The following is a 25,782-nucleotide window of genomic DNA, read 5'->3' as shown; positions in this document are numbered from 1 at the left end:
GATTTCAAATCAGACTTTTTAAAAGTGTTTTTATTCATTAAATTTTAATTTTATGTGATTTTAATCAATAAAAAATTGGTCATATTTTATCTTTCGGATGTGCGGTCAAATGCGATAAAAAAATGTAAATATCTGATATTAAAAATAGAAAATCTTGGGTTTTTATTAAAATTGAGTGCTTTAACCTAGTTTTTAGTGCGATTGGCTTAAAAAGCAATGAAATTGTCTGACAATGATATAGAATTTATACACTAAGATCAGTTAAAACAAAAAAGCACAACCAGTATCGGAAAATGCGTATAACAAAGATAGCGAGGGACTCATGAATCTCGAAGAGGCTGATAGTCTTTCTGAACAGATTGCAAAATATATTAGTGAACAAATCATTAGCGGTGAGCTGGTTGAGGGCGAACGTATTCAAGAATTACGCATCGCTAAAGAATTAGATGTCAGTCGTGGCTCTGTCCGTGAAGCGTTGTTATTACTTGAACGAACCTATTTGATCGAAATTTTTCCGCGTCGAGGGGCGATTGTCTCTGAAATGTCTGCTCAACAGGTCAAGGCATTATTTGATACCAATGTGATGGTACTTGGGCATATCGTGCAACGCATCAGTGAAACTTGGCGTGTCAACGAAGCAGAGCAATTACAAGCATTGTTGGACGAATTGGTTGAGTTTGTTCGTGCGGGGGATATTGAAAAATTTTATGATGCGATCTTTAAATATTTAGCAGAACAACACGATATGGTGGCGAATCCTTATTTGATGCAGTTTTATAAAGAACTGTTGCCATCGTTACGTCGTAGCTATTTTTTAACCTTAAATACCTCACGTCGTGAGTTACAAGAATCATTTACCCTGTTTAAATTGGTGATTGATGCTATTTTGATCCGAAAATCACAACAAGCTGCTTTATTTATGGAGGATTTTTGTCGACACTTACGCAACCTTGTGTTGGAATCTCTGACACGTATGAAACAGATTGAATTGGCTTGGGCGAGACGCTCACGCCGCTAATTAGGGTTAAGATACGGCAGTATGCGTTTAAGCAGTTTAAAACTTTCCGGCTTTAAATCTTTTGCCGATAGTACCACCTTACATTTTAAGGCCAACCGTACGGCGGTTGTGGGGCCGAATGGTTGTGGAAAATCAAATGTCATTGATGCGATTCGCTGGGTTATGGGCGAGTCTAGCGCACGTCAGTTGCGTGGTGGCAGTATGCAGGATGTCATCTTTACAGGCACAGCTAAACGTAAACCTGTAGGCGTTGCCAGTGTCGAACTTCGCTTTGATAATACTTACGGTAAATTAGGCGGCGCATACAATGCTTATAATGAACTTGCTGTACGTCGCCAAGTCACGCGTGAAGGTAAGTCTGAGTATTTCTTAAATGGTACACGTTGCCGTCGCCGGGATATTACCGATATCTTTTTGGGCACAGGTTTAGGGCCACGTTCTTATGCTGTCATTGAACAAGGGATGATCAACCGCCTTGTAGATGCCAAACCTGAAGAAATGCGGGTATTTATTGAAGAGGCGGCAGGGGTTTCTCGCTATCAAGCGCGTCGTCGTGAGACCCTACAGCATTTAGAACATACTGAGCAAAACCTTGCACGATTAGATGATATTGCGGCTGAACTTAAATCACAGTTACGTACATTAAAACGGCAGTCAGAAGCTGCGATTCAATACAAAACTTTAGAAACTCAAATTCGAACTTTAAAAATAGAAATTCTGTCCTTTCAAGCCGATCAAAGTCATAAGTTACAGCAAGAATATACCTTGCAAATGACTGAGCTTGGAGAAAGCTTTAAATTGGTTCGTTCGGAGTCACATACGATTGAACATGATTTAGAGGCAACCAGTGCATTATTCCAACGCTTAATTCAGCAGTCCTCTCCGTTGCAACAAGAATGGCAACAGGCAGAAAAAAAACTGGCTGAATTGAAAATGACATTGGAACAAAAACAGGGTTTATTTCAGCAGAACAGCAGCAGTTTAGCTCAGCTTGAACAACAAAAAGCACAAAGCAAAGAACGTTTGCAATTGTCTGAATTACAGGTTGAAACCTTAACAACTCAGTTTGATGAGCAAAACGAGGCTTTAATTGGACTTGAACAACAAACCCAATCCTCAGAGCAAAATTTAAGTGATCTACAAGCTCAGCATAAGCAAGCTCAGCAGCAGTTTGAACAGTTAAAAAGCCAAGTAGACAAGCAACAGCAGCAAAAGTTGCAAATGGCTGCGCAAATCGAACAACTGACAAAAAATGTGTCGCGCATAGAGCAACAGAAACAAACCTTGCAAACGCAAACGAGCCAAATTCGTGGTCAAGTACAGCAGGATGAGCAGGCACAACTTCAACGACACCAGCAGCAGTTACAGCAAGAGATTGTTGCGTTAGAAACAGCCATTGAACAGCTACAGCAAAGCGTGCAGACCCAGCAAGACCAGCAACAGTTGAGTAAGACCGATTTACAGACGCTCAAGACAGATATTCAGGTTTTATTGGCTGAGCAAAAGAATTTAAGTCAGTTGATGGCAAAACAAAGCCCAAAGCAGCATCATGATGCTGTGCGCTTGATGCAGAACTTGCGTTTAAGCGCTCAGGGTAAAGCCCATGCAGCGATCATTGAGAAGTTTTTAGCCAAGTGGTTGCAAGCGCATTTGCTGGATGATGAGCAGTCTTTCCAAGAAGGTGTGGCGCGTCAGTTGAAGTCATCTGAGCAGCAACAGATTCAAATCCAGCATTTGACTTGTTTAAGTGAATGGATCGAATCACCTCAATCTTCGCTATGGTCAAATGTCGCTGTGACTGAAAATTTAGCATTAGCATTGGATCATCAAAAAGATTTAAACCCAGCCCAATCAATTTTAACTCTTGATGGTTATCATGTTGGGGCGGATTGGATTATTGGCTTACTTTATGATGAAGATAGCCAAACTGCACAGGGTTTGCTGAGTCATCAAGTACGTTTAGAAGAAATCGAGCAACAACTTGCTGAGAATCAGCCGCAGTTATCTGCTTTGGAACATCAATTTTCGCAACAACAGCACGTTTTGCAACAACAGCAACAGGCTTTGCAACAACAGCAGCAAAGTCTGAAGCAAAAGCAAAAAGAACTGCAACAACTGGATATCGAGATTGCCAAGTTACAAAGTACGGCACAGGCTTTTGTATTGCAGCAACAGCAATTGGCAGATCAGCTCAAACAGCTGGATGTGCAGCTTGAAGAAGATGCGATGCAGCGTGATGACTTGGAGATTGATTTACACGCTTTGGCGATCAAACTAGAAGCCGTCCTGCCGAACTACAAGACCTTGCAGTTTCAAGTTGAAAATTTAACTGAACAGTTGGATGAACAGCAGCAACATTTAACTCAGCAACAGCAACAACGTGAACATTTACGTCGTCAAACCGCTCAAGCCAATCAGCAAATTGAGTTATTAGAGAAAGATATTTCGTTCTTAAAAACGCAATATCGACAAATCATTGAGCAGATTGAACAAGCGAAGAAGTTTGTTGATCCGATTCAGCTGGAGCTACCAAATCTTGAATCCCAGTTTCAAGAGCAATTGCAGCAAACGGAAAAGCTGCAAAAAACATGGAATGAATGGCAGCTTGAATTGAATCAAGTGCAAGAAAAACAACAACAGCTTACTGAACAACGTCATTTGGCACAGCAAAAAGATGAACAGGTGCGTGAGCAACTCGAACAGAAACGTTTGGCTTGGCAGGCTGCTAAATCAGATCGCGAGCATTATTTAGAACAGCTTAAAGCGCTCAATTCTGAACCATTGTCCGATGTGTTGATTGAAATCAAAGACCATCAGCAGAAACTCGAAAAAGCCCAGCAACAATTTGAAAAAATTGGGGCAGTCAACTTGGCTGCATCGCAAGAATATGAAGAAGTTTCACAGCGTTTTGATGAGCTGAGCCATCAAATGCAAGATTTACAAAATACCGTAACTCAACTGAAAGATGCGATGAAAAGTATTGATCAGGAAACACGTAAGTTGTTTATGACTACCTTTGATCAGGTCAATCAAGAGTTGCAGTTGTTATTTCCGAAGGTATTTGGCGGTGGTGAAGCAACTTTAAGTCTTGAAGATGATTGGCAGTCAGGTGTGAAATTGATGGCGCGCCCACTGGGCAAGCGTAACAGTTCTTTGGCGCTACTTTCTGGCGGCGAAAAGACCTTAACGGCAATGGCATTGGTATTTGCGATTTTTAGATTGAATCCTGCGCCGTTTTGCGTATTGGATGAAGTTGATGCGCCACTGGACGATGCGAACGTGCAACGTTATTGTAATTTGGTAAAAGAGCTTTCTGAACAGGTGCAATTCATTTACATTACACATAATAAATTGGCAATGACAATGGCAACAGATTTGTTAGGAGTGACCATGCCTGAGCCAGGTACATCAAAATTAGTGACTGTTGATTTAGAACAGGCAAAAGAATACGGGTTAGTTGCGGAGTCTTAGTATGGAAATGAATACAATAATAGGCATTGTTATCGCCGTTGTGATTATGCTCGTTGGCTTAACCATGATTTTAAGAAAACCAAAACCAGTTGAGCCTTCATTAGAAACTGAGTTGCATATTAACCCTGAAAGTAATCAGCCTGTCATTCCTCGTCATGTGCGTGATCAATTACAACACGATCAGGTGAAGATCGAGGCAGAACGTGTTGAACCGAGTTTAAAGATTGAATCGACTGAACTTGAATCGCAAGTTGTGAAACCTGTGGAATTGGTTGAAGTTGAAGAAAAAACCACGGTAGTTGCTGATATAGAAACGGTTGAGCCTGTAGTACAAGTTGATATTGATCCCATCCGTGAGACTGAAACACCTGAGCCGCAATTGGAAAAAATTGTAGAAGTAGAACCGGTCGCATCAGCAGAAACCGAGGCGATGGAAAATGATGGGGAAACCAAGCCTGAATCAGAACTGAGCTTAAATCCAAATATTGAGACCGTAGAAATCGCTGACTTCGAAGGCGAGAGTAATATTTTGGACGTACATCTGCATGAGCAGCAACGTTATGATGATGAAAGCGCATTAGCAACGGCTGAACAGATTATCGCCCTTAATGTCTATCCAAACCCACGCCGTGCATTATCTGGTGATAAGGCATTAAAAGTTTTACTTAAATATGGTCTACGTTTTGGTGAGATGTCATGTTTCCATCGTTATGAAAATACCGATGAACCAAGTGCATTGATGTTCTCCGTATTACGTATCACAGATCATGGACCTGCTGGTTTTGATTTGGAAACCTTGTCGACTGAACAAGTGCAAGGTTTGGCATTTTTCTTGGCATTGCCAAATAGCAAGGCAGTCACTGGTTATGACATGATGACCAGTATTGCGGGCTTAATTGCGCGTGAAGTGGATGGCAAAGTCTATGACGAAAATAATCTGGAGTTTACGCCACAGTTGAAAGAACATTGGCGTCATCATGTGATTGATTATCGTCCAAATCAAGCAGCAACATGATTAATCTTTTATAATAAATTCAGTGAAATGTTTTATAGGGCGGTTTTTCCGCCCTTTTATATGGTGAAAAAAAATGGAACAAAATTCAGTGATTGAGCAAATGCGTCAATTGATTCAACTCATTGCAAAACACAATCATGCCTACTATGTTATGGATCAGCCTTCCATTTCAGATAGTGAATATGACCATTTATTTCATCAGCTTAAAGCATTAGAACAACAACACCCTGAGCTTGTTCAGGCGGATACGCCAACCAATAAAGTCGGTGGGCAAGCACTGTCTAAATTTGAAAGCGTCACACATAAAGTTCCGATGTTGTCTTTGGGTAATGTCTTTAATCAAGAAGATTTGTTTGCTTTTGCCCGCCGTATTGATGAGCGTTTACCAAATCAAAAAGTCCAATATGAAGTGGAATTAAAACTGGATGGTTTGGCAATTTCATTGTGGTATGAACAGGGTGTACTGGTTCGTGGCGTGACCCGTGGCGATGGGGAGACGGGTGAAGACATCACTCAAAATGTTAAAACCATTCGTAATTTGCCAAAAGTATTATCCAGTCAGTATCAAGCGATTCCGCAGTTTTTAGAAGTGCGTGGCGAAGTATTGATGCCAAAGCAAGGCTTTGAAAAGCTCAATGCAGACCAAGAAGCCAAAGGTCATAAAACCTTTGCCAATCCGCGTAATGCCGCAGCAGGAAGCCTAAGACAGCTAGATCCAAATATCGCCGCATCGCGCCCATTGGCGTTTTATGCCTACGGAATCGCGCAATGCGAGCCACATCATAACTTGCCGACCATGCATGATAGTTTACATTGGTTGACTAAATTTGGATTTGAAATCGCAGAGCGACAATTTCTCTGTGCTTCGATTGATGAAGTACAGCAACGCTATGAACAGATTCAGCAAGAGCGTCAAGATTTAAAAGTTGAAATTGATGGCATGGTGGTGAAAGTTGATAGCCTTAAACAGCAGCAGCAACTCGGATTCCTCAGTCGCGAACCACGTTGGGCCACGGCTTATAAATTTCCGGCACAAGCTGCACTTACTAAAGTTGAAAATATTGATTGGCAAGTCGGGCGTACTGGAACCTTAACACCTGTGGCACGTCTCACACCTGTAAATGTTGGTGGCGTGATGGTATCCAACGTGACCTTGCATAATATTGGTGAAATTCATCGTTTAGATGTACGTATTGGAGATACGGTCAGCGTATATCGCAGTGGTGATGTGATTCCTAAAGTAGAGAAAGTCTGGGCTGAATTTCGACCTGCTGATGCTGAAATCGTACATCTCCCTACGAATTGTCCAGTATGTGATTCACCCGTAGTGATGCCAGAAGGAGAGGCATTAGCACGTTGTTCAGGCGGTTTGTATTGTGCTGCGCAACGTATTGAAGCGATCCGTCATTTTGTATCTCGTAAAGCCTTAGACATTGAAGGCTTGGGTGATCGATGGGTGGAGTCACTTTTACACCTCGATTTGTTGAAAGACGTTGCTGATATTTATCACCTGCATGAACATCGGACGACGCTACTGACCATTGAAAAAATGGGCGAGAAGTCTGTCCAGAATCTGATCGATGCGATTGAAGCCAGTAAGAAAACCACATTAGCGCGTTTTATTTATGCATTGGGAGTTCGCGGTGTCGGTGAAACGACAGCACGTATGCTTGCCAATACTTTTCAAACACTTGAAGCTTTAAAACAAGCCGATGTTGAAGCACTAAAGAAAACACCTGATGTTGGTGATATTACAGCAGAATGGATTGCAGACTTTTTCCAAGCGACGCACAACCTAGAAGTTTTAGACCGTTTATTGGCTGCGGGGATTCACTGGGATGCACCAACAGCACCAACACGCCAACCGTTAAATGGAGAAAGTTGGGTGGTGACTGGTACGCTAGAAACGATGGGGCGTGATGAAGCAACTCAAAAGCTTCAAGCCTTGGGTGCTCGTGTGAGTGGCAGTGTGTCGAGTAAAACCAAATGTGTGGTTGCTGGCGAAAAAGCAGGTAGTAAGTTAGAGAAAGCACAGAAATTGGGTATTAGCATTTTGAATGAACAAGAGTTTTTGGAATTTTTGGCGCAGTATTCGTAAAAATTGTAGGCAGCGATTACCATTGCTGCCTACAGCATTATCTTAAATATATCTTCGCACTACACCATCATCTAGTAGTTGTTGAAAGTGTTCAACAACACTTGATTCGATGTCTCGGTATTGAATCCCAAGTTCTTGTTGGCTCTTTTGCGCATTAAAATAAATCGGATAACCCATATTCAGTTCAACAAATGATCTGGAAAACCCAGCCAATGGTCCAAATAATTTAAACGCTGTTTTAGGCAATTGATTTCGCGGGAATGGAAATTTATTGCCAAAACTCTGACGTAAGATTTTCCCCATTTCCAATAAACTTAAAGTACCGCCGCTAATAATATAACGTCCTTTTGCATTGGCATTGGTCGCAGCTTGAATGTGCGCATCTGCGACATCACGAACATCAACGATTCCATTCCACATCGGTGGCACACCGAGCAAGGTCATACCATTGGCAAATTGTTGTAAGACTTCGACACTGCCTGATTGAGTGTTTGCTGTTAATGAAGGGCCCATGACCAGCGCAGGATTAATACAGACCAAATCCCAACGACTTTGCTGTTCAGCCATTTCCCAAGCTTTACGTTCTGCTGCGACTTTTGAATAAGGGTAAGGTTGGTGTTTTTCATTACTGGTATTGTTCCAGTGACTTTCATCGAACTCATTATTTGATGTATTTAGAATTTCGACAGCATCGCCATAGGTTGATGCAATGCTTGAGGTGAGAACCACACGTTTTACCGATTCAGTACGGTTTACGCTGTCCAATACGTTTTCTGTTCCAATCACGGCAGGTTCAATAATATCTTTGACCGCATCTTTGTAGTTGGTGACAACAAAAGGGGAGGCAGTATGAATGACCACTTCACAACCTTTCATTGATTCATCAAATGCACCTGATTCGAGCAGGTCTGCTTTAAAAAAGTGGATTTGCCCAGATGACTGCTCAGCGAGATCATAAAGATGTTGAATTTTATTCTTCTTTGACGGGTCTCGAACGGTTGCATGAACGGTATATCCTTGATTTAGGAGACGCTCAATAATCCAACCCGCAATATAACCTGTCGCCCCAGTGACTAAGATTGGTTTACTTTTATCCATTTTGTATATCCACATCGTGTTTTTGTAAATGATTCTATTTAACCAGTTTTATGTGAACATACAACTATTGAATGATTTTTTTTAGCTATTTTGAACAAATCATGAATTGAATAAGAAGCATTGCCAATCGTTACAAAAAACAAAATATAGCGTTTTGAGTGAAATCATGGTGATACAAAAGGGTTTATCCACTGCAAAGGCTTATTTTATTTCAATAAATTGGGTTAATTAGAACTGTAAATGCGTATGTTTCTCATTTTAATTTTATAAAAATCATAAACTTACACACAATTTTTTTTTGCAATTATAGGTTAAGTTGCTCATAATAAATGTATTCGAAAGGAGTAAGTATTATGCGTGGCAATCCAGAAGTCATCGACTATTTAAATATGCTCATTGGCGGTGAATTGGCTGCTCGTGATCAATATTTAATTCATTCAAGAATGTATGAAGATTGGGGTTTGAGTAAGATTTATGAACGCATTGATCATGAAATGCAGGAAGAAGCTTCTCATGCTGATGCAATCATTCGTCGAGTTTTGTTTTTGGAAGCAAAACCGAATATGAACCGCGAAGACATCAATGTGGGTACAGATGTTGTGAGCTGTTTAAAAGCAGATTTAGCGCTTGAATATCATGTTCGTGAGAAACTTGCGGTTGGTATTAAGCTATGTGAAGAAAAAGGCGATTATATTAGCCGTGATATGTTGCGCCAACAGCTTTCTGATACTGAAGAAGATCATACCTATTGGTTAGAAAAGCAATTACGTTTAATTGAATTGATTGGTTTGCAGAACTATATTCAATCGCAAATGTAAGATTTATAAATCAAAAAACTCAGCTTAATCGCTGAGTTTTTTGTAATTTATTTCTTTTGAGCAGTGTTTAAATCTTTCAATACTTGATCCGCATGGGTCTGTGTATTCACACTGGTATAGTGATACAGAATTGCGCCTTGTGGATCGATGAGAAAACTTTCTCGTTTCGCGATTTTGGTTATGCCTAAATTTCTGACGATGCCAAATTTACTGGCGAGCGTGCCTTTTTCATCAGCCAAAATTGGGAAGGGTAAGCCTAACTTTTCAGAGAACTTTTGATGCGAAGCAACGTCATCTAAACTCACGCCCAATACAACCGCATTCGACTTTAAAAATTGTGGATAGAGTGATTTAAATTGGTTGGCTTCTTCAGTACAGCCTGCGGTGTTATCTTTAGGGTAGAAATAGAGTACCACCCATTTGCCTTTATATTGGCTTAAGGTATGCCATTTGCCATTTTGATCTTGTAATTTGAAATCAGGCGCAGATTGTCCGACCCATTCTTTTTGGGCGGTATTTTGCTTAGAAAATAAGGTGTTTTGTGCGCTACTTAAATTTGGTGCGCTAAGTAAAATAAGAGAACTACATAGAATAAGAACTTTGGATTTTATCGTAGCCATTATCTTGATCTCAAAGTGTGGTAGACGCTTACTTTAGCAAATTTAAAAATTTGATGTGCGAGTAAATTCTTTACAGGGCTTTTGATTGTTTTATATAGTTGAATTTAAATGAAGTATAACTAAAAGGAAAATAGAGTGGATGTCGGTGCAGTGTTAATTAAATTAAAGCAAGACACGCTAGCAAATGTCGATGCTTGGAAAATAGAAATTGAACAACGAAAAGATGAAGCCATTCAAACACTCCAAGCCGAAGGTGTGAAAATAGAATCTTGGTTCCATCTTGAACTTGATGGAAATAATTATCTACTTGCTTATATGCGTGCAAATGATATTGCACATGCTCAACAAGTTTCACGCAACAGCCCTTTAGAAATTGATAAAGTTCATAAACAGTTTAAACAAAATTGGCAACGTGTCATTCCTGCGACATTATTGGTTGATTTGGAAAATAATGATTAGAAAAAACAGGTTATAATTTTGAAAGTTTGCATAATTGGGTCATAAGGTGAAGCACAAGATTTTACTCATCACAGGATGGGGCGGTGGCGTTGAATTATTAAAACCTTTACATGATGCTTTAGCGCAACAAGGATATGAGGTTGAGCGAATCAATATTTTTAATGCTTTTGATGACGATGTTTTAGAACAGCATGTTGAACTTGCACGAAAATATGATGTGATTGTGGGATGGTCTTTAGGCGGTGAACTTGCAACATTATTGGTCAATTTGATCCAGCAGCAATATACAGAGCAAAAGGTTTTAATTACGCTAGCTTCAAATCCGTGTTTTGTCGCCCAAGAAAATTGGATGACGGCGATGCCCGTCGAGACTTTTATGCAGTTTAAGCAGTCATTTGAGCAAGATGCGATTACCACCTTAAAACGGTTCGGACTACTGGTGTGTCAAGGTGCAAGTTCTGCGAAAAAAGATTTTTTGGCAATGCAAAAATTGATTCAGCCACAACCGATTGCATTACTTAAGCATGGGTTACAATTATTGGAGCAGTTAAATCTGGTCAATATCTATAAAAATTATCAAGGTGCTCAGTTGCACGTGTTTGCAGAGCATGATGCTTTAGTTCCTTACCAAGTTGTGCAAAATATTCGTAATTTGGCTGCAAAGAATCAATCTATTGTTTCGGTTGGTGGTGCATCACATGGTTTCCCATGTTTTATGGTGAATGAAACTGTGCAAATAATTGAGGATTTTCTTAAACAGGCGGGTTAATCTTGTTGAGAAATGAAATTTCTCGCAATGTATTTTAGATTTTGACAGGTTTAATATATTAATAAGTTTAGCTCTAAATATTTAACCAGAAACTTGATACGCGGAAACGTCATCCACAACCTGCGCGGTATCAATAAAATGTGATTTCTGCGATTAAATTAAAAATATGATGAAGGTGAACAGGTTTTGTGGATGACAAATGGTTTTGCCTACTTTTCCCGAAACACTTGCGAAGCTTTAAACGCTTCTCAGGTCGAGCCGAAGGCTTATACTGGAAATGAATGAGCACTCGGCAAGACCCCGATATAACTAAGATTTAATTTAACGAATGAGGAATAGGGGATGACCGATTTATTTGATTTAGAACATATATGGCATCCTTATACTTCGATGTTAAATCCACTACCAACGTTCAAAGTCAAACGTGCTTATGGGGCGACTATTGAGTTGGATGATGGTCGCACTTTGATTGACGGTATGTCTTCATGGTGGTGTGCGATTCATGGTTATAACCACCCTGAACTGAACCAAGCCGTTACTGAGCAATTGCAGAACATGGCGCATATTATGTTTGGCGGTTTTACCCATGAACCAGCGATTGAGTTAGGCAAATTACTTTTAAAAATTACCCCGCCGAGCTTAGATAAAATTTTCTATGCGGATTCAGGTTCGGTGTCCGTTGAAGTGGCTTTAAAAATGGCGGTTCAGTACTGGACTGCGTTGAATCAACCTGAGAAAACCAATTTTATTACCACGCGTTCTGGCTATCATGGTGACACTTGGAATGCGATGTCAGTCTGTGATCCTGTCACGGGGATGCATCAGATTTTTGGTAGTAGTTTACCGAACCGAATTTTTGTGCCTGCACCGCAAAGCCGATTCGATGGTGAGTGGAATCCACAAGATATTCAAGAACTCAAACAGCAAATTGAACAACATCATCACAGTATAGCTGCACTGATTATTGAACCGATTGTACAGGGTGCAGGGGGAATGCGGTTTTACCATCCTGAATATTTGCGCCAAGCCAAGACGTTGTGTGAGAAGTACAATTTATTGTTGATCTTCGATGAAATCGCTACAGGTTTTGGTCGTACGGGCAAAATGTTTGCTTGGGAACATGCGCAAGTTGAACCCGATATCATGTGTATTGGCAAAGGTTTAACTGGTGGCTACATGACTTTATCTGCGACCCTAACCACCAAAGAGGTGGCTGAAACCATTAGTCGTGGTGAGGCTGGCGTGTTTATGCATGGTCCAACTTTTATGGCGAATCCACTTGCTTGTGCAGTTGCACTTAAAAGTACACAACTATTAGTTTCTCAAGATTGGCAGAGCAATATTCAACGTATAGAAGAGATTCTTGCTGAACAATTAACGGATTTAGCACAGCTTGACCACGTTGCTGATGTACGTATTCTGGGTGCGATTGGTGTGGTTGAATTAACCTCTAATGTCGACATGAAAAGCTTACAACAACAGTTTGTTGAGCGTGGCATTTGGGTGCGACCTTTCGGAAAATTGGTCTATGTGATGCCACCATATGTGATTACAGATGATGAACTAAATTACTTGTTAGTACAGTTGAGTGAAGTCGTTAAAAGTATGCAAGGAGTGGATACGAATGTCCTTGCTTGATCATTATGCCGAGCAGCTTGACCAGCTCAAACAGCAAGGCAATTTTCGTCAATTTACCTCGAATCAACAGCAAGGCAGATGGATTACGATCCAAGATCGAACCATGCTGAATCTAGCCTCCAATGACTATTTGGGTTTGGCAGCAGATTTAAGTTTGAGAGAGGAATTTCTCGATACTTTGAAAATAGAACGGGCATTGTTTAGTTCATCTTCTTCGCGTTTACTTACAGGTAATTTTGCAGAATATGAGCAATTTGAAAATAGCCTAAGCAAAGCATTTGGTCGAGCTGCATTGTTATTTAATAGTGGCTACCACATGAATATCGGCATTTTACCTGCCTTATGTGATAGCAAAACTGTGATTTTGGCGGATAAACTGGTGCATGCCAGTATGATTGATGGTATTAGACTATCCAACGCTCAGTATGTGCGTTATCGTCATAATGATTTGCAACATCTGGAACAGTTATTGCAAAAGTATCAACAAGATGAGCAAGTTGAACGTATTATTGTGGTGACTGAAAGTATTTTTAGTATGGATGGTGATGAAACCGATTTAGCTGCATTGGCTCAGTTAAAACAGCGTTTCTCCAAAACCCTATTATACGTGGATGAAGCACATGCGATTGGAGTGAGGGGTGAGCGAGGTTTGGGTTGTGCTGAGCAATATGGGGTACTGGATCAGGTTGATTTTCTAGTCGGAACCTTCGGTAAGGCGATCGCCTCTGTGGGAGGTTATATTATCTGTGATCCAATTATCCGTGATTATCTCATCAATAAAATGCGCCCGCTGATTTTTAGTACTGCATTACCCCCGATTTCGATGGCGTGGTCAGATTTTATCTTTAAGAAAGTTTTGAGCATGCAGCAACAACGTCAACACTTGGCTGAAATCAGTCAATATTTACAGCAGGCGGTGATTGAGAAAGGTTTTTCAAGTCCATCAAGTAGTCATATCATTCCGATTATTGTCGGCGAAAGTCAGGCAGCGATTGAAAAAGCGAAATATGTACAGCAACAAGGCTTTTATGCCATGCCCGTACGTCCGCCGACTGTCCCGCAAAATAGTTCGCGCTTACGCATTTCATTGACTTCTCTGGTGCAAAAAACTGAATTGGAACAATTGGTGGAGTGTTTGTGAGTTTAAATAAAACACTGGTCGCGCAGCGCTTTGCCAAAGCTGGGCAAAGTTATGTTGAACATGCTGTGGTACAGAAGCAGATTAGTGAACAGCTATTTGAATATCTCAAAAAGCATTGTCCCAAATCTTTAGCCTCAGTACTTGAGATTGGTTGTGGTTCTGGTAATTTAACCGATTTATTCCAATCCTATTTTCAGGTTGAACAACTGTTTTTAAATGATTTATATGAAGATGTGCAGCAGCATTTTGCTAATGTGGAATCCCCTCTAAATCTCCCCTTTACAAATGGGAGACCTGAAGTTAATTGGTTGATTGGTGACATTGAACAACTTGTATTACCTGCATCATTAGATGCCATTATTTCCAGTTCAGCTTTGCAATGGATGATTGATCTTCCTGCATTGTTGAAACGGATTCATACCGCATTAAAACCAAATGCATATTTCGGTTTTTCTACATTTGGGGCAGAGAATTTAATTGAGATCAAGCAACTGACTGGACAAGGTTTGAATTATTATTCTTTAGAGACCTTGCAACAACAATTAGAAGAAAATGGTTTTGAGATTTTATTGATACAGCAAGAGCAAAAGCATCTGTATTTTGATCAGCCTAGAGCAGTTTTACAGCATCTAAAAGCGACAGGCGTGACTGCGACAGCGAAATCGCATCGCTGGACCAAGCAATCCTTACAACAGTTTTATTTAGATTATCAACAATTTCATGATGAGCATGGTTATCGATTGACTTACCATCCTATGTATGTGATTGCACAAAAAATAGGTTAATGATGTCTGAAATAAAAATAGCGCCAAAGGAAAATTTTATATATGGCTATCTTGCATTGATTGTGAGTTTGGTTTTTTTAATGTTGTCTAATTTTACTGCAGCTGTTTATTGCTCTTTTTTAGGTACTTTTCTGATTTGTCTTGGATATTTTCGCATTTGGTATCAAGGGGATATTCATAATTTTATTATGGGTGTAATAGTATTAATTATTTTGTTTGTTCCAGTTTTTGGGACATTTTTTATTTCTGATTATATGAATCAACAAGCATCAGAACAAACAGTGTGTGGTGTAGTCGAAAATATCAAGCCACATAATGGGAGAAGTGGGGGGACTTTTGAGCTTGTAAATGACAGTCGTAAACTGAAATTTTCAGATTATGATGTTGTTGCTAAAGTATTACCAACATTGCCTCAATCACTTTGTATTGAATATATGCTTGATCAGCGTTGGAGTAGTAATCCCTATATTTCAAAAATTGAACCACATCTAAATTAAAATCAGGATATAAAATGAAAGGCGTTTATTTCATCAGCGGTATTGATACTGAGATTGGTAAAACTTATGCCACGGGGTATCTCGCCAAGCTCTGGACAGAACAAGGACAGCGAGTCATTACTCAAAAGCTAGTGCAAACGGGTAATGTGGATGTGTCCGAGGACATCGAAAAACACCGTGAAATCATGGGGACTGGGTGGTTTCAAGAAGATCATGAAAAATTGACCATGCCTGAGATTTTTACTTATCCAGCTTCACCGCATTTGGCCACGCGTTTGGATGGGCGGGAGTTAGATTTTGCCAAGATCGAAGCTGCAACTAAAGAACTGGCACAACGTTTTGATGTGGTGTTATTGGAGGGTGCTGGTGGTTTAATGGTGCCTTTAACCACAGAGTTATTGACCATTGATTATATTGTGCAGCATCAATTTCCTGTGATTTTGGTGACTTCTGGGCGTTTAGGCAGTATTAATCATACTTTATTAAGCTTGGAAGCATTAAAACAGCGTGGTTTGAGTTTGCATGCTTTGGTGTATAACTTAAAAGATGAATCGAAAGACCCATTGATTTCTAAAGATACGGCGGATTATTTAAAGGCTTATTTGGCAAAGCATTTTCCAGATGCAGAATGGATTGAGTTGGAGAAATTCGACTAAAACATAAAATAAAAAAAGCTAACAAGCGCACTTGTTAGCGGAGGAGGAACTTAGAATTGTGAAGCCTAATTTATAGTGTTTTTTTCTAGTTATTACTCACGATCCCAATTTTAGTGACATTACTCTGTTGAGCTAATGCCATCACCATCGCAATGTTTTTATATTCTGCTTGAGGATCAGGTTTAAATTTAATTTGATCCTGATCTGCTTTTTGAGTAACAGAGTCAAACAAAGCCTTTAATGCCTGCCGATCAGCAACCGTTTGATCATTCCAAAAAATCTGACCTTGTGCATCAACTCTAAGATTGATGGTTTCAGGTGGTTTTTGATCTGTGGGCGGTGGAGGCGTACCATTTGGTAAATTAATATTAATGGCGTTGTTTGGGATCGGAATCGTGATGATGAACATGATCAATAACACCAGCATGACATCAATCAATGGCGTCATATTGACGTCAAGCATGACATCATCTTCACTACTTTTTGGACCAACATTCATACCCATGGCTAACTCCTTATCGTCTGATTAAGGTGAACTAGGCGGAGTAGTGACAAATGCAATTTTGCCAATACCCGCTTGTTGGGTGGTACTAATCACCTGATCAATCGCTTCATAATGCGTGAGTTGATCGCCACGGATATGAACCTCGGGTTGAGGGCGCTTTTGCGCCTCAACTTGTAAACGTGCAAGTAATGTTTCTTTATCTGCAACGTTTTGTTCATTCCAAAAAATATCGCCAGTCTTATTGACTGAAAGTTGGATATTTTGAGGTGTGGTGGCATAAGGCGTATTTTTTTCTTCAGGAAGTTTCACAGGCACTGTGTGTGTGACAACTGGAACAGTGATTAAAAAGATAATCAGCAGAACCAGCATGATATCAACCAACGGTGTTGTGTTAATCGTACCAATGACATCATCGTCATCTTGGCCAGAATTCATCATCATGCCCATTATCGTATTCCTTATTTAGAATCACGGTTTGGGTGATTACCATTGAGTTCACCGCTCAATAAAACAGCATGTAAGTCCGAACCAAACGAACGCACATTGTCCATCACTGCTTTATTACGACGAGTCAGCCAGTTGTAACCGAGTACAGCAGGAACTGCAACAGCAAGACCAATTGCGGTCATGATCAAGGCTTCACCAACAGGACCTGCGACTTTATCAATAGAGGCTTGTCCTGAAATACCAATTGCTGTCAGGGCGTGATAGATTCCCCAAACTGTTCCAAATAAACCAACAAAAGGCGCTGTAGAGCCAACCGTTGCCAGAAATGCCAACCCATTACCTAAATGGCTTTGTACTTTTTCAATTGCACGTTGGATCGAAATCGTCACCCAAGTGTTGAAATCAATTCTTTCTAATAAAGAGCCATCGTGGTGTTTGGTTGAGTGGATTCCTTTTTCAGCGATATATCGATAACTACTGCTTGGATTTAAACTTTCTTTGGCACTACTGAGCGTATCTGCTTCCCAAAAATTACGTTCAGCTTCGATACCGTGACGTTTAATTTTGCTTTGTTGGAATACTTTAGAAAAAATGATGTACCACGTACCAATCGACATCAATACCAAAATAAACAGTGTTGTTTTGGCAATAACATCGCCTTCACGCCAAAGCGCTTCTAAACCATAAGGGTTATAAGCTTCTTGTTCAGTAGCTGGAAGTGCAGGAGGTGTTGCTGTTGTTTGCGTGGTTTCATCCGCCACGACTGTGGTTACAGGCGTTGTTTGGGTGGTTTCTTCTGCCCACACTGTGCTGATTGGGAGTAAAGTGCTGGTTGAAATTAAACCAATAGCTGCGAATCGAGCGAGATGCTTTGCTGTTTTATTCATTTTAAATTCTCCAAAAAATTTGTTTAATTCACTCATTGATTTTAAGTAATCATGAATGTGTATTCGATTTCATACCAGTCTTGTTGAGGAACACCATCTTTCATTGCAGGTGTAAATGAACATAAGCTGTATGCTCTAGTGGCAGCTCGATCTAGCGCTTTAACACCACTCGATTTATTCACTTTGGCATCGATGACTTTTCCAGAACCATCGACAAGTAAACGCATCCGTACCGTACCTTCTTCGCCAGCCATTTCTTGTTCACGTGGATAGTCAGGTTTTTTACAACCTACGCTACCTTCGGATACCCCACGTGAAATCCCAGCGGGTTTGGGTGCAGGAGCAGGTGCGGCGATTGGTGCTGCAACAGGACTCGGACTGGGTGCTGCTACAACAGGCGTCGCTGTAGGAGTCGCAACTGCATTTTGTACAGGTGGCGTAGGCGTTGGTTTGGCAACGGGTGTTACTTTTTCCACTTGTTTAGGCGGATCAGGCATTTTTGCCACTTTCTCTACCATTTTTGGTGGTTCAGGTGGTTTTTCCTCTGGTTTTGGTGGAGGAGGTGGAGGTTCAATATCTTGAATAATTAGTAGTTCGACAGGTTTCTCGACAGGTTTGATCGTTGCAGTCGTTAAACTTGTGACTAAAATATAGGCGATCACGAGATGTAGAAATAAAACCACACCAAGACCGATGAAACGTTTGGCAGATTGATTTTCATTCTCAGCAAAGGGTATGCCCATAATTGCTCCTGAAATTGTAATCGTTGACCCATACATAAATTTGAAAATGAAATCTCTGATTTATGTGATGCAAATAAATGTTGTTTTGGATCGGCGGATCACGGTAGATCACTACAGCATCTGAAAATCATGCTGTAGTGATGCGCATATTAAAATTTGAAAGTGCTACGAACGAAGTAAGTTCGACCCAGTACATCTGCGTATCGAGGGTCATAACCCATTTGGAAGTTATCCAATACATTTGATGCAGGGGGAGCTTCATCAAACATATTTTTGACACCTAGCGTAAGCTCTAAATTTTTAAAGCCTTTATACGTTCCTGATAAGTTATAGGTGGTGTAGTCACTGACTTTATGGTTTTGACCAATGGCATTTTGATCTTTGTAACCTTTAGAGAAACTTTGTTGTAAGTTCAGTGCCCAATTTTCATAGCGCCAATCTAGATTCGCGGTGTGCTTCCAACGTAAAACAATGGCTTGATAATCGAGACCAGCATAACTACCTGCAACACCTACCCATGGCATTCCTTTATCTTCTTGATATTGGTAATCGGTTATATAGGTACCATCAATATTAAAACCGAGCTGACCTGTGCTGGTCATAGGGGAGCGCCACGCCATACCGACATCAAATCCTGAAGTTTTGATACCACCTAAGTTTTGCTTGGTTGTAATGATGTGGTGGAGTGAGCCATCTGCATTGCGGACAAATTTATCTGCATATTTTTCTGGGTCGCCGAAAATAGCCGTCTCGGAAATCGCTGTAATCTGATTTTTAACCTTGATATCAAAATAGTCTAATGTGAAGACTAGGTTTTTGGTTGGCTGAAAGACCAGACCTGCTGTAATCGAATCTGATTTTTCTGGCTCTAAGTCTTTGTTACCACCATCTTGACGATCAAACTGCATACCACAATCGCGGGCAGGGAGAGCACCAGCGCCGGGAACACCATTCGGGCATAGAACAGGATCGTTGTAAGTTGCTTGCGTATTGGTTAGCGAATTGGGTGAATGCATTTCTGCGAGTGTTGGTGCTCTAAAGCCTTTGGTATAGCTTGTTCTGAACATCAATTGTTGAATTGGCTCCCAGCGAAGGGAAAACTTAGGATTAAAGGTACTTCCAAAATCACTGTAGTCGTCATAACGAGCAGCAAGTTGTGCCTCTAGCGTTTTGTGCAATGGGACGTGTAGTTCTGTAAAAACTGCTTTAATATTTCGAGAACCTTCATTTATTGGTTCATTCGGATCTACACCTGTACTTGGTGCAACACTCGCAATCTCAGAAATGGTTTTTGATTGCCAATCATCTTTACGATAACTTGCACCAATCGCAAGTCCTACATCACCTGCTGGCAAAGTGTAAATGGGGCGACTTGCAGTAAAATCGATCGTTGTTGAATCTAATTTTGCGTCTAAATATTTACCTTTTACCCCTAAGCTACTCCATACATCTCCATCTTCAGCGGCTTGTGGTCCAAATGGGTTCAGCGTGCCATTGAGTAAAGCTTCCGCTGTTTTATCATAATTTAGATATCCATTTACAATATTATCTGCTGCGTTACTACGTGCATAGGTTACGCCGGTATTGATATCCCAGCCATAAGCATCACCTTCAATACCTGCAAAGATACGATGTGAATCATTGACGCTATTACTGACACGATTCCCTGCTTGAGAACGAAGATAAAGTTCTAATGGACCATTCACGCCATCCATTGCTGGGGTTATGCCTTTGCCTGGATAATATTTGCTTGAAGGATCTAGAGGTAAATCAAAAAACACATCTGGTGCAACAGACGTGGTGACTTCATTCCGTGCATATACATATTCGCCAATGGCATTAAAGTTATCATTTAACTTTGCGGTGACTCGTCCCATGACAGAGATATCTTCTGTTTTAGGAACGATGCCAATGACGGCTTGACTGTTATAACGACAGGTTTCACCTTTGGCTGTTACCAGTGGGTTATCGCCACAACCGATATTTGCATAGGGATTACCAAAAACTTCTGATTCAGGATCATATAAGTTTGCTGGGAATGAGCCACTACTGGTTCTGTCCACACCGAGTTCTGGCAAAACACCGCCACGACGACTGACCTTACGATCTTTTGCCATGACATCTTCACCACGGCGATAATCGATTACACCGAACGCGTTGAATCCATTTTCATCGAGATCACCAAAACCACCAAAAATTGAATAGCTTTGTTTTTCACCGCCTTTTTGTTCTGGCTTTTGGTAGTCAGTACTAAAATTCAAGCCATTGAATTGCTTTTTAGTAATGAAGTTAATCACACCACCGATCGCATCAGTTCCATAAACTGCTGAAGCGCCATCTTTTAAAACCTCAATCCGATCTAGCATCGCAAGGGGAATAATATTTAAATTTGTGATGCCACTATCATAGGCATTTGCTGCAAGACGTCGTCCATTCAATAACACTAAAGTTTTATTCGCGCCTAAGCCGCGCATGTTTGCTGCGGACCCTTCGGTTTTGCTCCGGCCTACATTAGACGCTGAAACAAAGTTGGATTGGTTGGCTGTGATTTTAGATAAGGCCTCCTCAGTGGTGGTGATCCCTTGCTTCAGAATTTCATCGACTTTTACGATCGTGATTGGAGAAGCACTCTGCGCTGCAACACCTTTGATCGATGAACCCGTGACTGCAACTTTTACGACTTTGGTCGCTTTCTCATCTGTGGGTGACTCTGTTTCGGCCGCATGGGTCATTGTTAAACACAACATACTTAGGCTCAGGGTACTGAGTTTTAGTATGCTTTTGCTCGCTTTTGGCAGAGCACTAGATTGAACGAAATTGGTATTTTTCATTGAATTTATAACCCCTAAATAGACGGTCACTCTAAAGAATGAACAAAATCGTTTTAGCAAGACATGTGCCAAATACCGTTTTTAGGTCTCAATTGGTCTAGATTAAATTGTGTAAAAGCGTTCTAGTTTTATCTAATAAGCGTTTCATATTTTTACTAATTATTAAAAAACAATGAATATACAAAAATTATTTTTATTGTCATTTTTCTACAACAATCATGATTTTTTATATCGCATTAAAATGAATCAGGATGTTTGGGTGTTGCTTTTATTTGGTGCGGAACAATATTTATTTATTTAAAATTATGCATTTGTATTTTTATACTGTCTGAGGTGTAAATTAATATCAAAAAATGATCTTTGCATAATATTACTTTTAATTAACATCGATAAATCCATATCTTTAGACTACTTATTAAAAAACTTTTGATTGTCGTTAAATATTTTATTTGAAAAGTGGCATGAATTTGGCAGTGGTTTTTCCGTCATGGAAATGATTCTTCCATCTTTGTTATTTTTATGAATGGTAAAAAATAATCAATTTTTAAATTTCATTAGAAATATCATTTGATTAAACAAAGATGCTCGAATCGTTAAGTGATTGGTTGCTATTCGAAAGACTAGCGTTTATTGAAAAACGACGATGTGAGCACTGAGTTGAAGTCTAAATTTTCTAGCGTTGCTTTGTTTTCAACCATTATTGCATTTGCCTCAATTGGATATGCCAAAACACCAGCACAAGCGGACAAAGTGCTTCGAATTGCTTTTGAAGCCCCCGATGATGGTTTTGATATGGTTAAAACTTTCAATTTCTATAGTGGGAATGTTGCTGATGTTATTTTTGAAAGGTTACTCCAATATGATTATTTGGCTAGTCCAGTAAAACTTGTGCCATCAACGGCAGAAGACATGCCCATTATTCAAGAAAAAGGCAAAGTTTATATTTTTAAAATAAAACCAGAGATTTATTTTACCAATGATCCTGCATTCAAAGGCAAGCGCAGAGAGTTGGTTGCAGAGGATTATGTTTATTCGATTAAACGTATTTTAGATCCTAAAAATCATTCCTCATCATTTGCTTTTATCGATCATAAAATTGTCGGTGCAAATGTGTTGGTTGATCAAGCGAGGAAGTCTGGTCGATTTGATTATGATGCGCCGATTGAGGGAATCAAGGCATTAGATCGTTATACGATTCAATTCACACTGACACAACCTGATTATAACTTTCCTTATATTTTGGCATATAGCACTTTTGGTGCAGTTGCTCGTGAAGTGGTTGAATATTATAAAGACCGTTTGGGTATGCATCCTGTTGGTACAGGTCCATATATGCTCAGCAAGTATGTTCCTCGTAGCAAAATAGAGTTGGTCGCAAATCCTGATTATCGTGGTTTTGTCTGGAATTATAAGTCGACGGGAACGGCTTGGGATAATCAGCTTGTCAAAGAAATGACGGGCAAAAAGATGCCACAAATTGGCAAAGTGAACATCAGTATTATCGAAGAAGAACAGTCACGTTGGTTAGCCTTTAAATCCAAACAACTTGATTTTGATAAGTTAACCTCAAGCTCAGTTCCCAAAGTATTGGATCAAAATAATCAATTAAAAGCTGAGGTGAAACAACAAGGTATTCTCCTTTATCCAAATAAAGAAGCTGAAATCACTTATACCATGCTGAATATGCGCGACCCGATCATAGGTGGAAAGAGCTTAGATAAAGTTGCATTAAGACGAGCCATAGCGATGTCTTTTAATTTGGATGAATATATCCGCATTTTAAGAAAGGGACAGGCAGTCAAAGCCGAGATGTTGGTTCCCGCAGGTGTAAATGGTCATAACCCGAATTATCGTAGCAGCATTGGTTACAACCCTGTTCTCGCAAATAAACTGCTGGATTATTTTGGATATAAAAAAGCTGCGGATGGTTATCGTACTTTACCCAATGGCAACGCTTTAACTTTAAAAATTAATACAGAAAGCGGCTCTGCTTCAGTGATGTATTCTGAGTTGTGGAAGAAAAACTTAGATGCAATTGGCATCAGAGCAGAATTTAAAGTCAGTAATTTTGCCGATAATTTAAAGGCGGCAACTCAATGTCAATACATGATTTGGGGTGGCGCATGGCATGCAGATTATCCAGAAGGAGAGAATTTCACCCAATTGCTTTATGGACCTAACGTTGGGCGCGCGAATCAATCTTGTTATCAGTCAGCAGCTTATGATCGTTTATATAAACAAGCGATGCAGCACGCGCCAGAACAGCGCATGCCCTTTTATGAAAAAATGAGCCGACAAATCGAAGCAGATCATCCTTTTATTCTTCAAGACACCCGCATAAGAAACTGGGTCATTCAGCCCCATGTGCAAGGCTTCAAAGCCCATCCAATCATGAATACCAACTGGCAATATCTAGATATTGCTTCACCGCGTCAAAAATAAGTGATGAGTTCAAGATGAAGCAAAATTTTAAACTTTCGTTAACACGCTATGGTTTGGCAATTTGTGTTGGGCTCACGGCAACGCTTTCAACTTCACTGTTTGCTGCCAAAAGCCCAGCCGATCCAAATAAAGTATTGCGTTATGTCTTTCCCGTCGCAGAAACAGGTTTTGATCCTGCGGGTGTACACGACTTATATTCTGCGCATGTGAATGGTTCTATTTTTGAAACCTTATTTACCTATGATTATTTGGTTTCACCTGCAAAATTAGTGCCTCGAACAGCAATTGGTTTACCAGAGGTTAGTGCAGATGGTTTGACCTATACCATTCGAATCCAGAAAGGTATTTATTTTGTTGATGACCCAGCATTTAAGGGAAAAAAGCGAGAACTAACCTCCGCTGATTATGCTTATACCTTTAAGCGCTTGCTCGATCCAAACTTGCGTTCACCTAACAGTTGGTTGCTAGATGGGCGTATTGCGGGAATGGATGCAGTGCTGAAGCAAGCACAAAAAACAGGAAAATTTAATTACGATCAACCTGTTGTCGGCTTACAGACACCAGATCGCTATACCTTGGTGATTCAACTGACCAGTCCTGATCAAAACTTCCCGATGATCTTGGCGCATCAACCTGCTGGCGCAGTTGCCAGAGAGGTGATCGAAAAGTATCGAAACAAAGCTGGTTTTGCCATGGGACATCCTGTGGGCACAGGTCCTTATATGCTGGCTCGTTGGACACCGGGGTCACGTATCATTTTAAAAGCCAATCCCGACTTCCGAAGTTTTGTTTGGAACTTTAAAGCGAGTTCTGCTGAAGACCAGAAAATAGTTCAAGCCATGCAAGGCAAACAGATGCCGCAAATTGGTGTCATCGATATCCAAGTGATGGAAGAGGGACAGTCACGTTGGCTGTCCTTTAGTAAAGATGAGGTTGATTTATTTCAGCTTGATGGTGAGTTGACCGTTCAAGCTTTGCAGAATGGTGAGTTGAAACCTGAATTGGTAAAAAAAGGTGTGCAACTGTCTCGTATCGTTGATCCATCCATTGACTATCACTATTGGAATATGAAACACCCAGTTGTCGGTGGGTTGAGTAAAGAAAAAATTGCACTCCGCCGTGCCATGGCGATGGCTTTTTCTGCCGACAGTTATATCAACATCTTGCAAAAAGGGGATGCCCAAAAATTACAAGCACTGATCCCAGATGGTGTAGTCGGCTACGACCCTGATTATAGAAGCAGTATTCCGTATTCAGTCAAAGCCGCCAATCTGTTGCTTGATCGTTATAACTACAAGGTGAGTGCAAATGGTTGGCGAACGCTGCCGAATGGAAAGCCGCTTGTAATTGATATGACGATCTCTGGAAATAGTCTAAGAAGTCAGCAACAAGCGGAGTTTTGGAAAAAAATTCTGGATAGTCTCAAGATCCAAATGACCACCAAATCTTTGCCATTTTCAGAAGCACTGAAGTTAGAAAAACAATGCAAAACCATGTTCAAAACATCTGCTTGGATTGCTGACTATCCTGATGCAGATAATTTTATGCAGCTTTTTTATGGCAAGAACGTTCATGTAAGTAACAACAGCTGTGCCGAAATTCCTGAATTTGACCGCCTATACGAACAAACTCAGAAGCTGCCACCTAGTCCAGAACGTGATGCCTTATACCGAAAAATGTCACGTGTCTTGGAAGTCTATATGCCTGTACAAGTGATCGGTGCTCGTTATCGCAACATCTTGGCCCAACCGCGTGTGATTGGTTTTAAAAAGCATCCCATTCTTCCTGCGGAATGGATGTACATCGACATTGATATGAAGAAATAGAAATAAAGAACTGGAGTC

General features: G+C 40.3%; 21 protein-coding genes. 14 read left to right on the top strand and 7 right to left on the bottom strand.

Features of this window, described 5'->3' with window-relative positions; genetic code table 11:
- The first annotated feature begins 322 nt into the window (after positions 1-322).
- The 4 genes from F903_RS14725 to ligA all read left to right on the top strand — a co-directional run bounded on the left by F903_RS14725 (position 323) and on the right by ligA (position 7,602).
- Complete coding sequence (locus F903_RS14725; RefSeq protein ID WP_004669914.1) at positions 323-1,018, top strand: GntR family transcriptional regulator; 696 nt, start codon at positions 323-325, stop codon at positions 1,016-1,018.
- Positions 1,019-1,039: 21 nt separating this feature from the next.
- Complete coding sequence (gene smc / locus F903_RS14720; protein ID WP_005198201.1) at positions 1,040-4,489, top strand: chromosome segregation protein SMC; 3,450 nt, start codon at positions 1,040-1,042, stop codon at positions 4,487-4,489.
- 1 nt (position 4,490) lies between these two features.
- On the top strand, positions 4,491-5,504 hold the full coding sequence (locus F903_RS14715) for a cell division protein ZipA C-terminal FtsZ-binding domain-containing protein (protein WP_005198200.1): 1,014 nt from the start codon (positions 4,491-4,493) through the stop codon (positions 5,502-5,504).
- A gap of 73 nt (positions 5,505-5,577) precedes the next feature.
- Positions 5,578-7,602: an NAD-dependent DNA ligase LigA gene (ligA, locus tag F903_RS14710; RefSeq protein WP_005198199.1), complete on the top strand. Its 2,025-nt coding sequence runs from the start codon at positions 5,578-5,580 to the stop codon at positions 7,600-7,602.
- 42 nt (positions 7,603-7,644) lie between these two features.
- Here the strand turns inward: ligA and F903_RS14705 are convergent, their stop codons facing one another.
- Entirely contained in the window at positions 7,645-8,700 is a 1,056-nt protein-coding gene (locus tag F903_RS14705) for an SDR family oxidoreductase (RefSeq protein ID WP_005198198.1), read from the bottom strand.
- Positions 8,701-9,053: 353 nt separating this feature from the next.
- Between F903_RS14705 and ftn the strand changes: the two genes are divergently transcribed.
- Entirely contained in the window at positions 9,054-9,518 is a 465-nt protein-coding gene (gene ftn, locus F903_RS14700; protein ID WP_004669950.1) for a heteropolymeric bacterioferritin subunit Ftn, read from the top strand.
- A gap of 47 nt (positions 9,519-9,565) precedes the next feature.
- On the opposite strand, the gene F903_RS14695 is transcribed toward ftn, so the two are convergent.
- Positions 9,566-10,141, bottom strand: coding sequence for a peroxiredoxin (locus F903_RS14695; RefSeq protein WP_171065300.1), 576 nt, complete (start codon positions 10,139-10,141; stop codon positions 9,566-9,568).
- Between the two features lie 132 nt (positions 10,142-10,273).
- Between F903_RS14695 and F903_RS14690 the strand changes: the two genes are divergently transcribed.
- From F903_RS14690 to bioD, 7 genes are all read left to right on the top strand, one after another.
- Entirely contained in the window at positions 10,274-10,597 is a 324-nt protein-coding gene (locus tag F903_RS14690) for a DUF6176 family protein (RefSeq protein ID WP_005198195.1), read from the top strand.
- Positions 10,598-10,643: 46 nt separating this feature from the next.
- Positions 10,644-11,366 carry an alpha/beta hydrolase family protein gene (locus tag F903_RS14685; protein ID WP_005198192.1) on the top strand — a complete coding sequence of 241 codons (723 nt, stop codon included), beginning with the start codon at positions 10,644-10,646 and terminating at the stop codon, positions 11,364-11,366.
- A 342-nt stretch (positions 11,367-11,708) separates the two neighbouring features.
- A complete protein-coding gene (gene bioA / locus F903_RS14680; protein ID WP_005198190.1) occupies positions 11,709-13,004 on the top strand; it encodes an adenosylmethionine--8-amino-7-oxononanoate transaminase in 1,296 nt (431 codons plus the stop codon).
- Positions 12,991-14,145: an 8-amino-7-oxononanoate synthase gene (locus F903_RS14675; RefSeq protein ID WP_005198188.1), complete on the top strand. Its 1,155-nt coding sequence runs from the start codon at positions 12,991-12,993 to the stop codon at positions 14,143-14,145. Before bioA ends, F903_RS14675 begins: the two co-directional genes overlap by 14 nt.
- Positions 14,142-14,930 carry a malonyl-ACP O-methyltransferase BioC gene (bioC, locus tag F903_RS14670; RefSeq protein WP_005198186.1) on the top strand — a complete coding sequence of 263 codons (789 nt, stop codon included), beginning with the start codon at positions 14,142-14,144 and terminating at the stop codon, positions 14,928-14,930. The genes F903_RS14675 and bioC overlap by 4 nt, the downstream gene beginning before the upstream one ends.
- A 2-nt stretch (positions 14,931-14,932) precedes the next feature.
- Complete coding sequence (locus tag F903_RS14665; protein ID WP_005198184.1) at positions 14,933-15,427, top strand: hypothetical protein; 495 nt, start codon at positions 14,933-14,935, stop codon at positions 15,425-15,427.
- 14 nt (positions 15,428-15,441) lie between these two features.
- Entirely contained in the window at positions 15,442-16,083 is a 642-nt protein-coding gene (gene bioD, locus F903_RS14660) for a dethiobiotin synthase (RefSeq protein ID WP_005198182.1), read from the top strand.
- Between the two features lie 85 nt (positions 16,084-16,168).
- Here the strand turns inward: bioD and F903_RS14655 are convergent, their stop codons facing one another.
- The 5 genes from F903_RS14655 to F903_RS14635 all read right to left on the bottom strand — a co-directional run bounded on the left by F903_RS14655 (position 16,169) and on the right by F903_RS14635 (position 21,496).
- Positions 16,169-16,588, bottom strand: a complete 420-nt coding sequence (locus F903_RS14655; RefSeq protein WP_005198180.1) for an ExbD/TolR family protein — start codon at positions 16,586-16,588, stop codon at positions 16,169-16,171.
- Between the two features lie 21 nt (positions 16,589-16,609).
- The gene (locus F903_RS14650; protein ID WP_004669976.1) at positions 16,610-17,035 is read right to left on the bottom strand and encodes an ExbD/TolR family protein; all 426 of its coding nucleotides are present in this window, start codon (positions 17,033-17,035) and stop codon (positions 16,610-16,612) included.
- Positions 17,036-17,046: 11 nt separating this feature from the next.
- A complete protein-coding gene (locus F903_RS14645) occupies positions 17,047-17,922 on the bottom strand; it encodes a MotA/TolQ/ExbB proton channel family protein (RefSeq protein WP_005198178.1) in 876 nt (291 codons plus the stop codon).
- A 41-nt stretch (positions 17,923-17,963) separates the two neighbouring features.
- The gene (locus F903_RS14640) at positions 17,964-18,665 is read right to left on the bottom strand and encodes an energy transducer TonB (protein WP_005198177.1); all 702 of its coding nucleotides are present in this window, start codon (positions 18,663-18,665) and stop codon (positions 17,964-17,966) included.
- 149 nt (positions 18,666-18,814) lie between these two features.
- Complete coding sequence (locus F903_RS14635; protein WP_171065249.1) at positions 18,815-21,496, bottom strand: TonB-dependent receptor; 2,682 nt, start codon at positions 21,494-21,496, stop codon at positions 18,815-18,817.
- A gap of 657 nt (positions 21,497-22,153) precedes the next feature.
- On the opposite strand from F903_RS14635, the gene F903_RS14630 reads away from it, so the two are divergent.
- Both F903_RS14630 and F903_RS14625 read left to right on the top strand, forming a co-directional pair.
- Complete coding sequence (locus F903_RS14630) at positions 22,154-23,938, top strand: ABC transporter substrate-binding protein (protein ID WP_005198169.1); 1,785 nt, start codon at positions 22,154-22,156, stop codon at positions 23,936-23,938.
- Positions 23,939-23,952: 14 nt separating this feature from the next.
- Positions 23,953-25,764 carry an ABC transporter substrate-binding protein gene (locus F903_RS14625; protein ID WP_005198167.1) on the top strand — a complete coding sequence of 604 codons (1,812 nt, stop codon included), beginning with the start codon at positions 23,953-23,955 and terminating at the stop codon, positions 25,762-25,764.
- Positions 25,765-25,782 lie beyond the last annotated feature (18 nt).

This window comes from Acinetobacter sp. NIPH 298, from assembly GCF_000369505.1.
Classification (GTDB): Bacteria; Pseudomonadota; Gammaproteobacteria; order Pseudomonadales; family Moraxellaceae; genus Acinetobacter.
The sequence above is the reverse complement of the archived record's forward strand: the minus strand, read 5'-3'. Positions and strand labels throughout refer to the sequence as shown.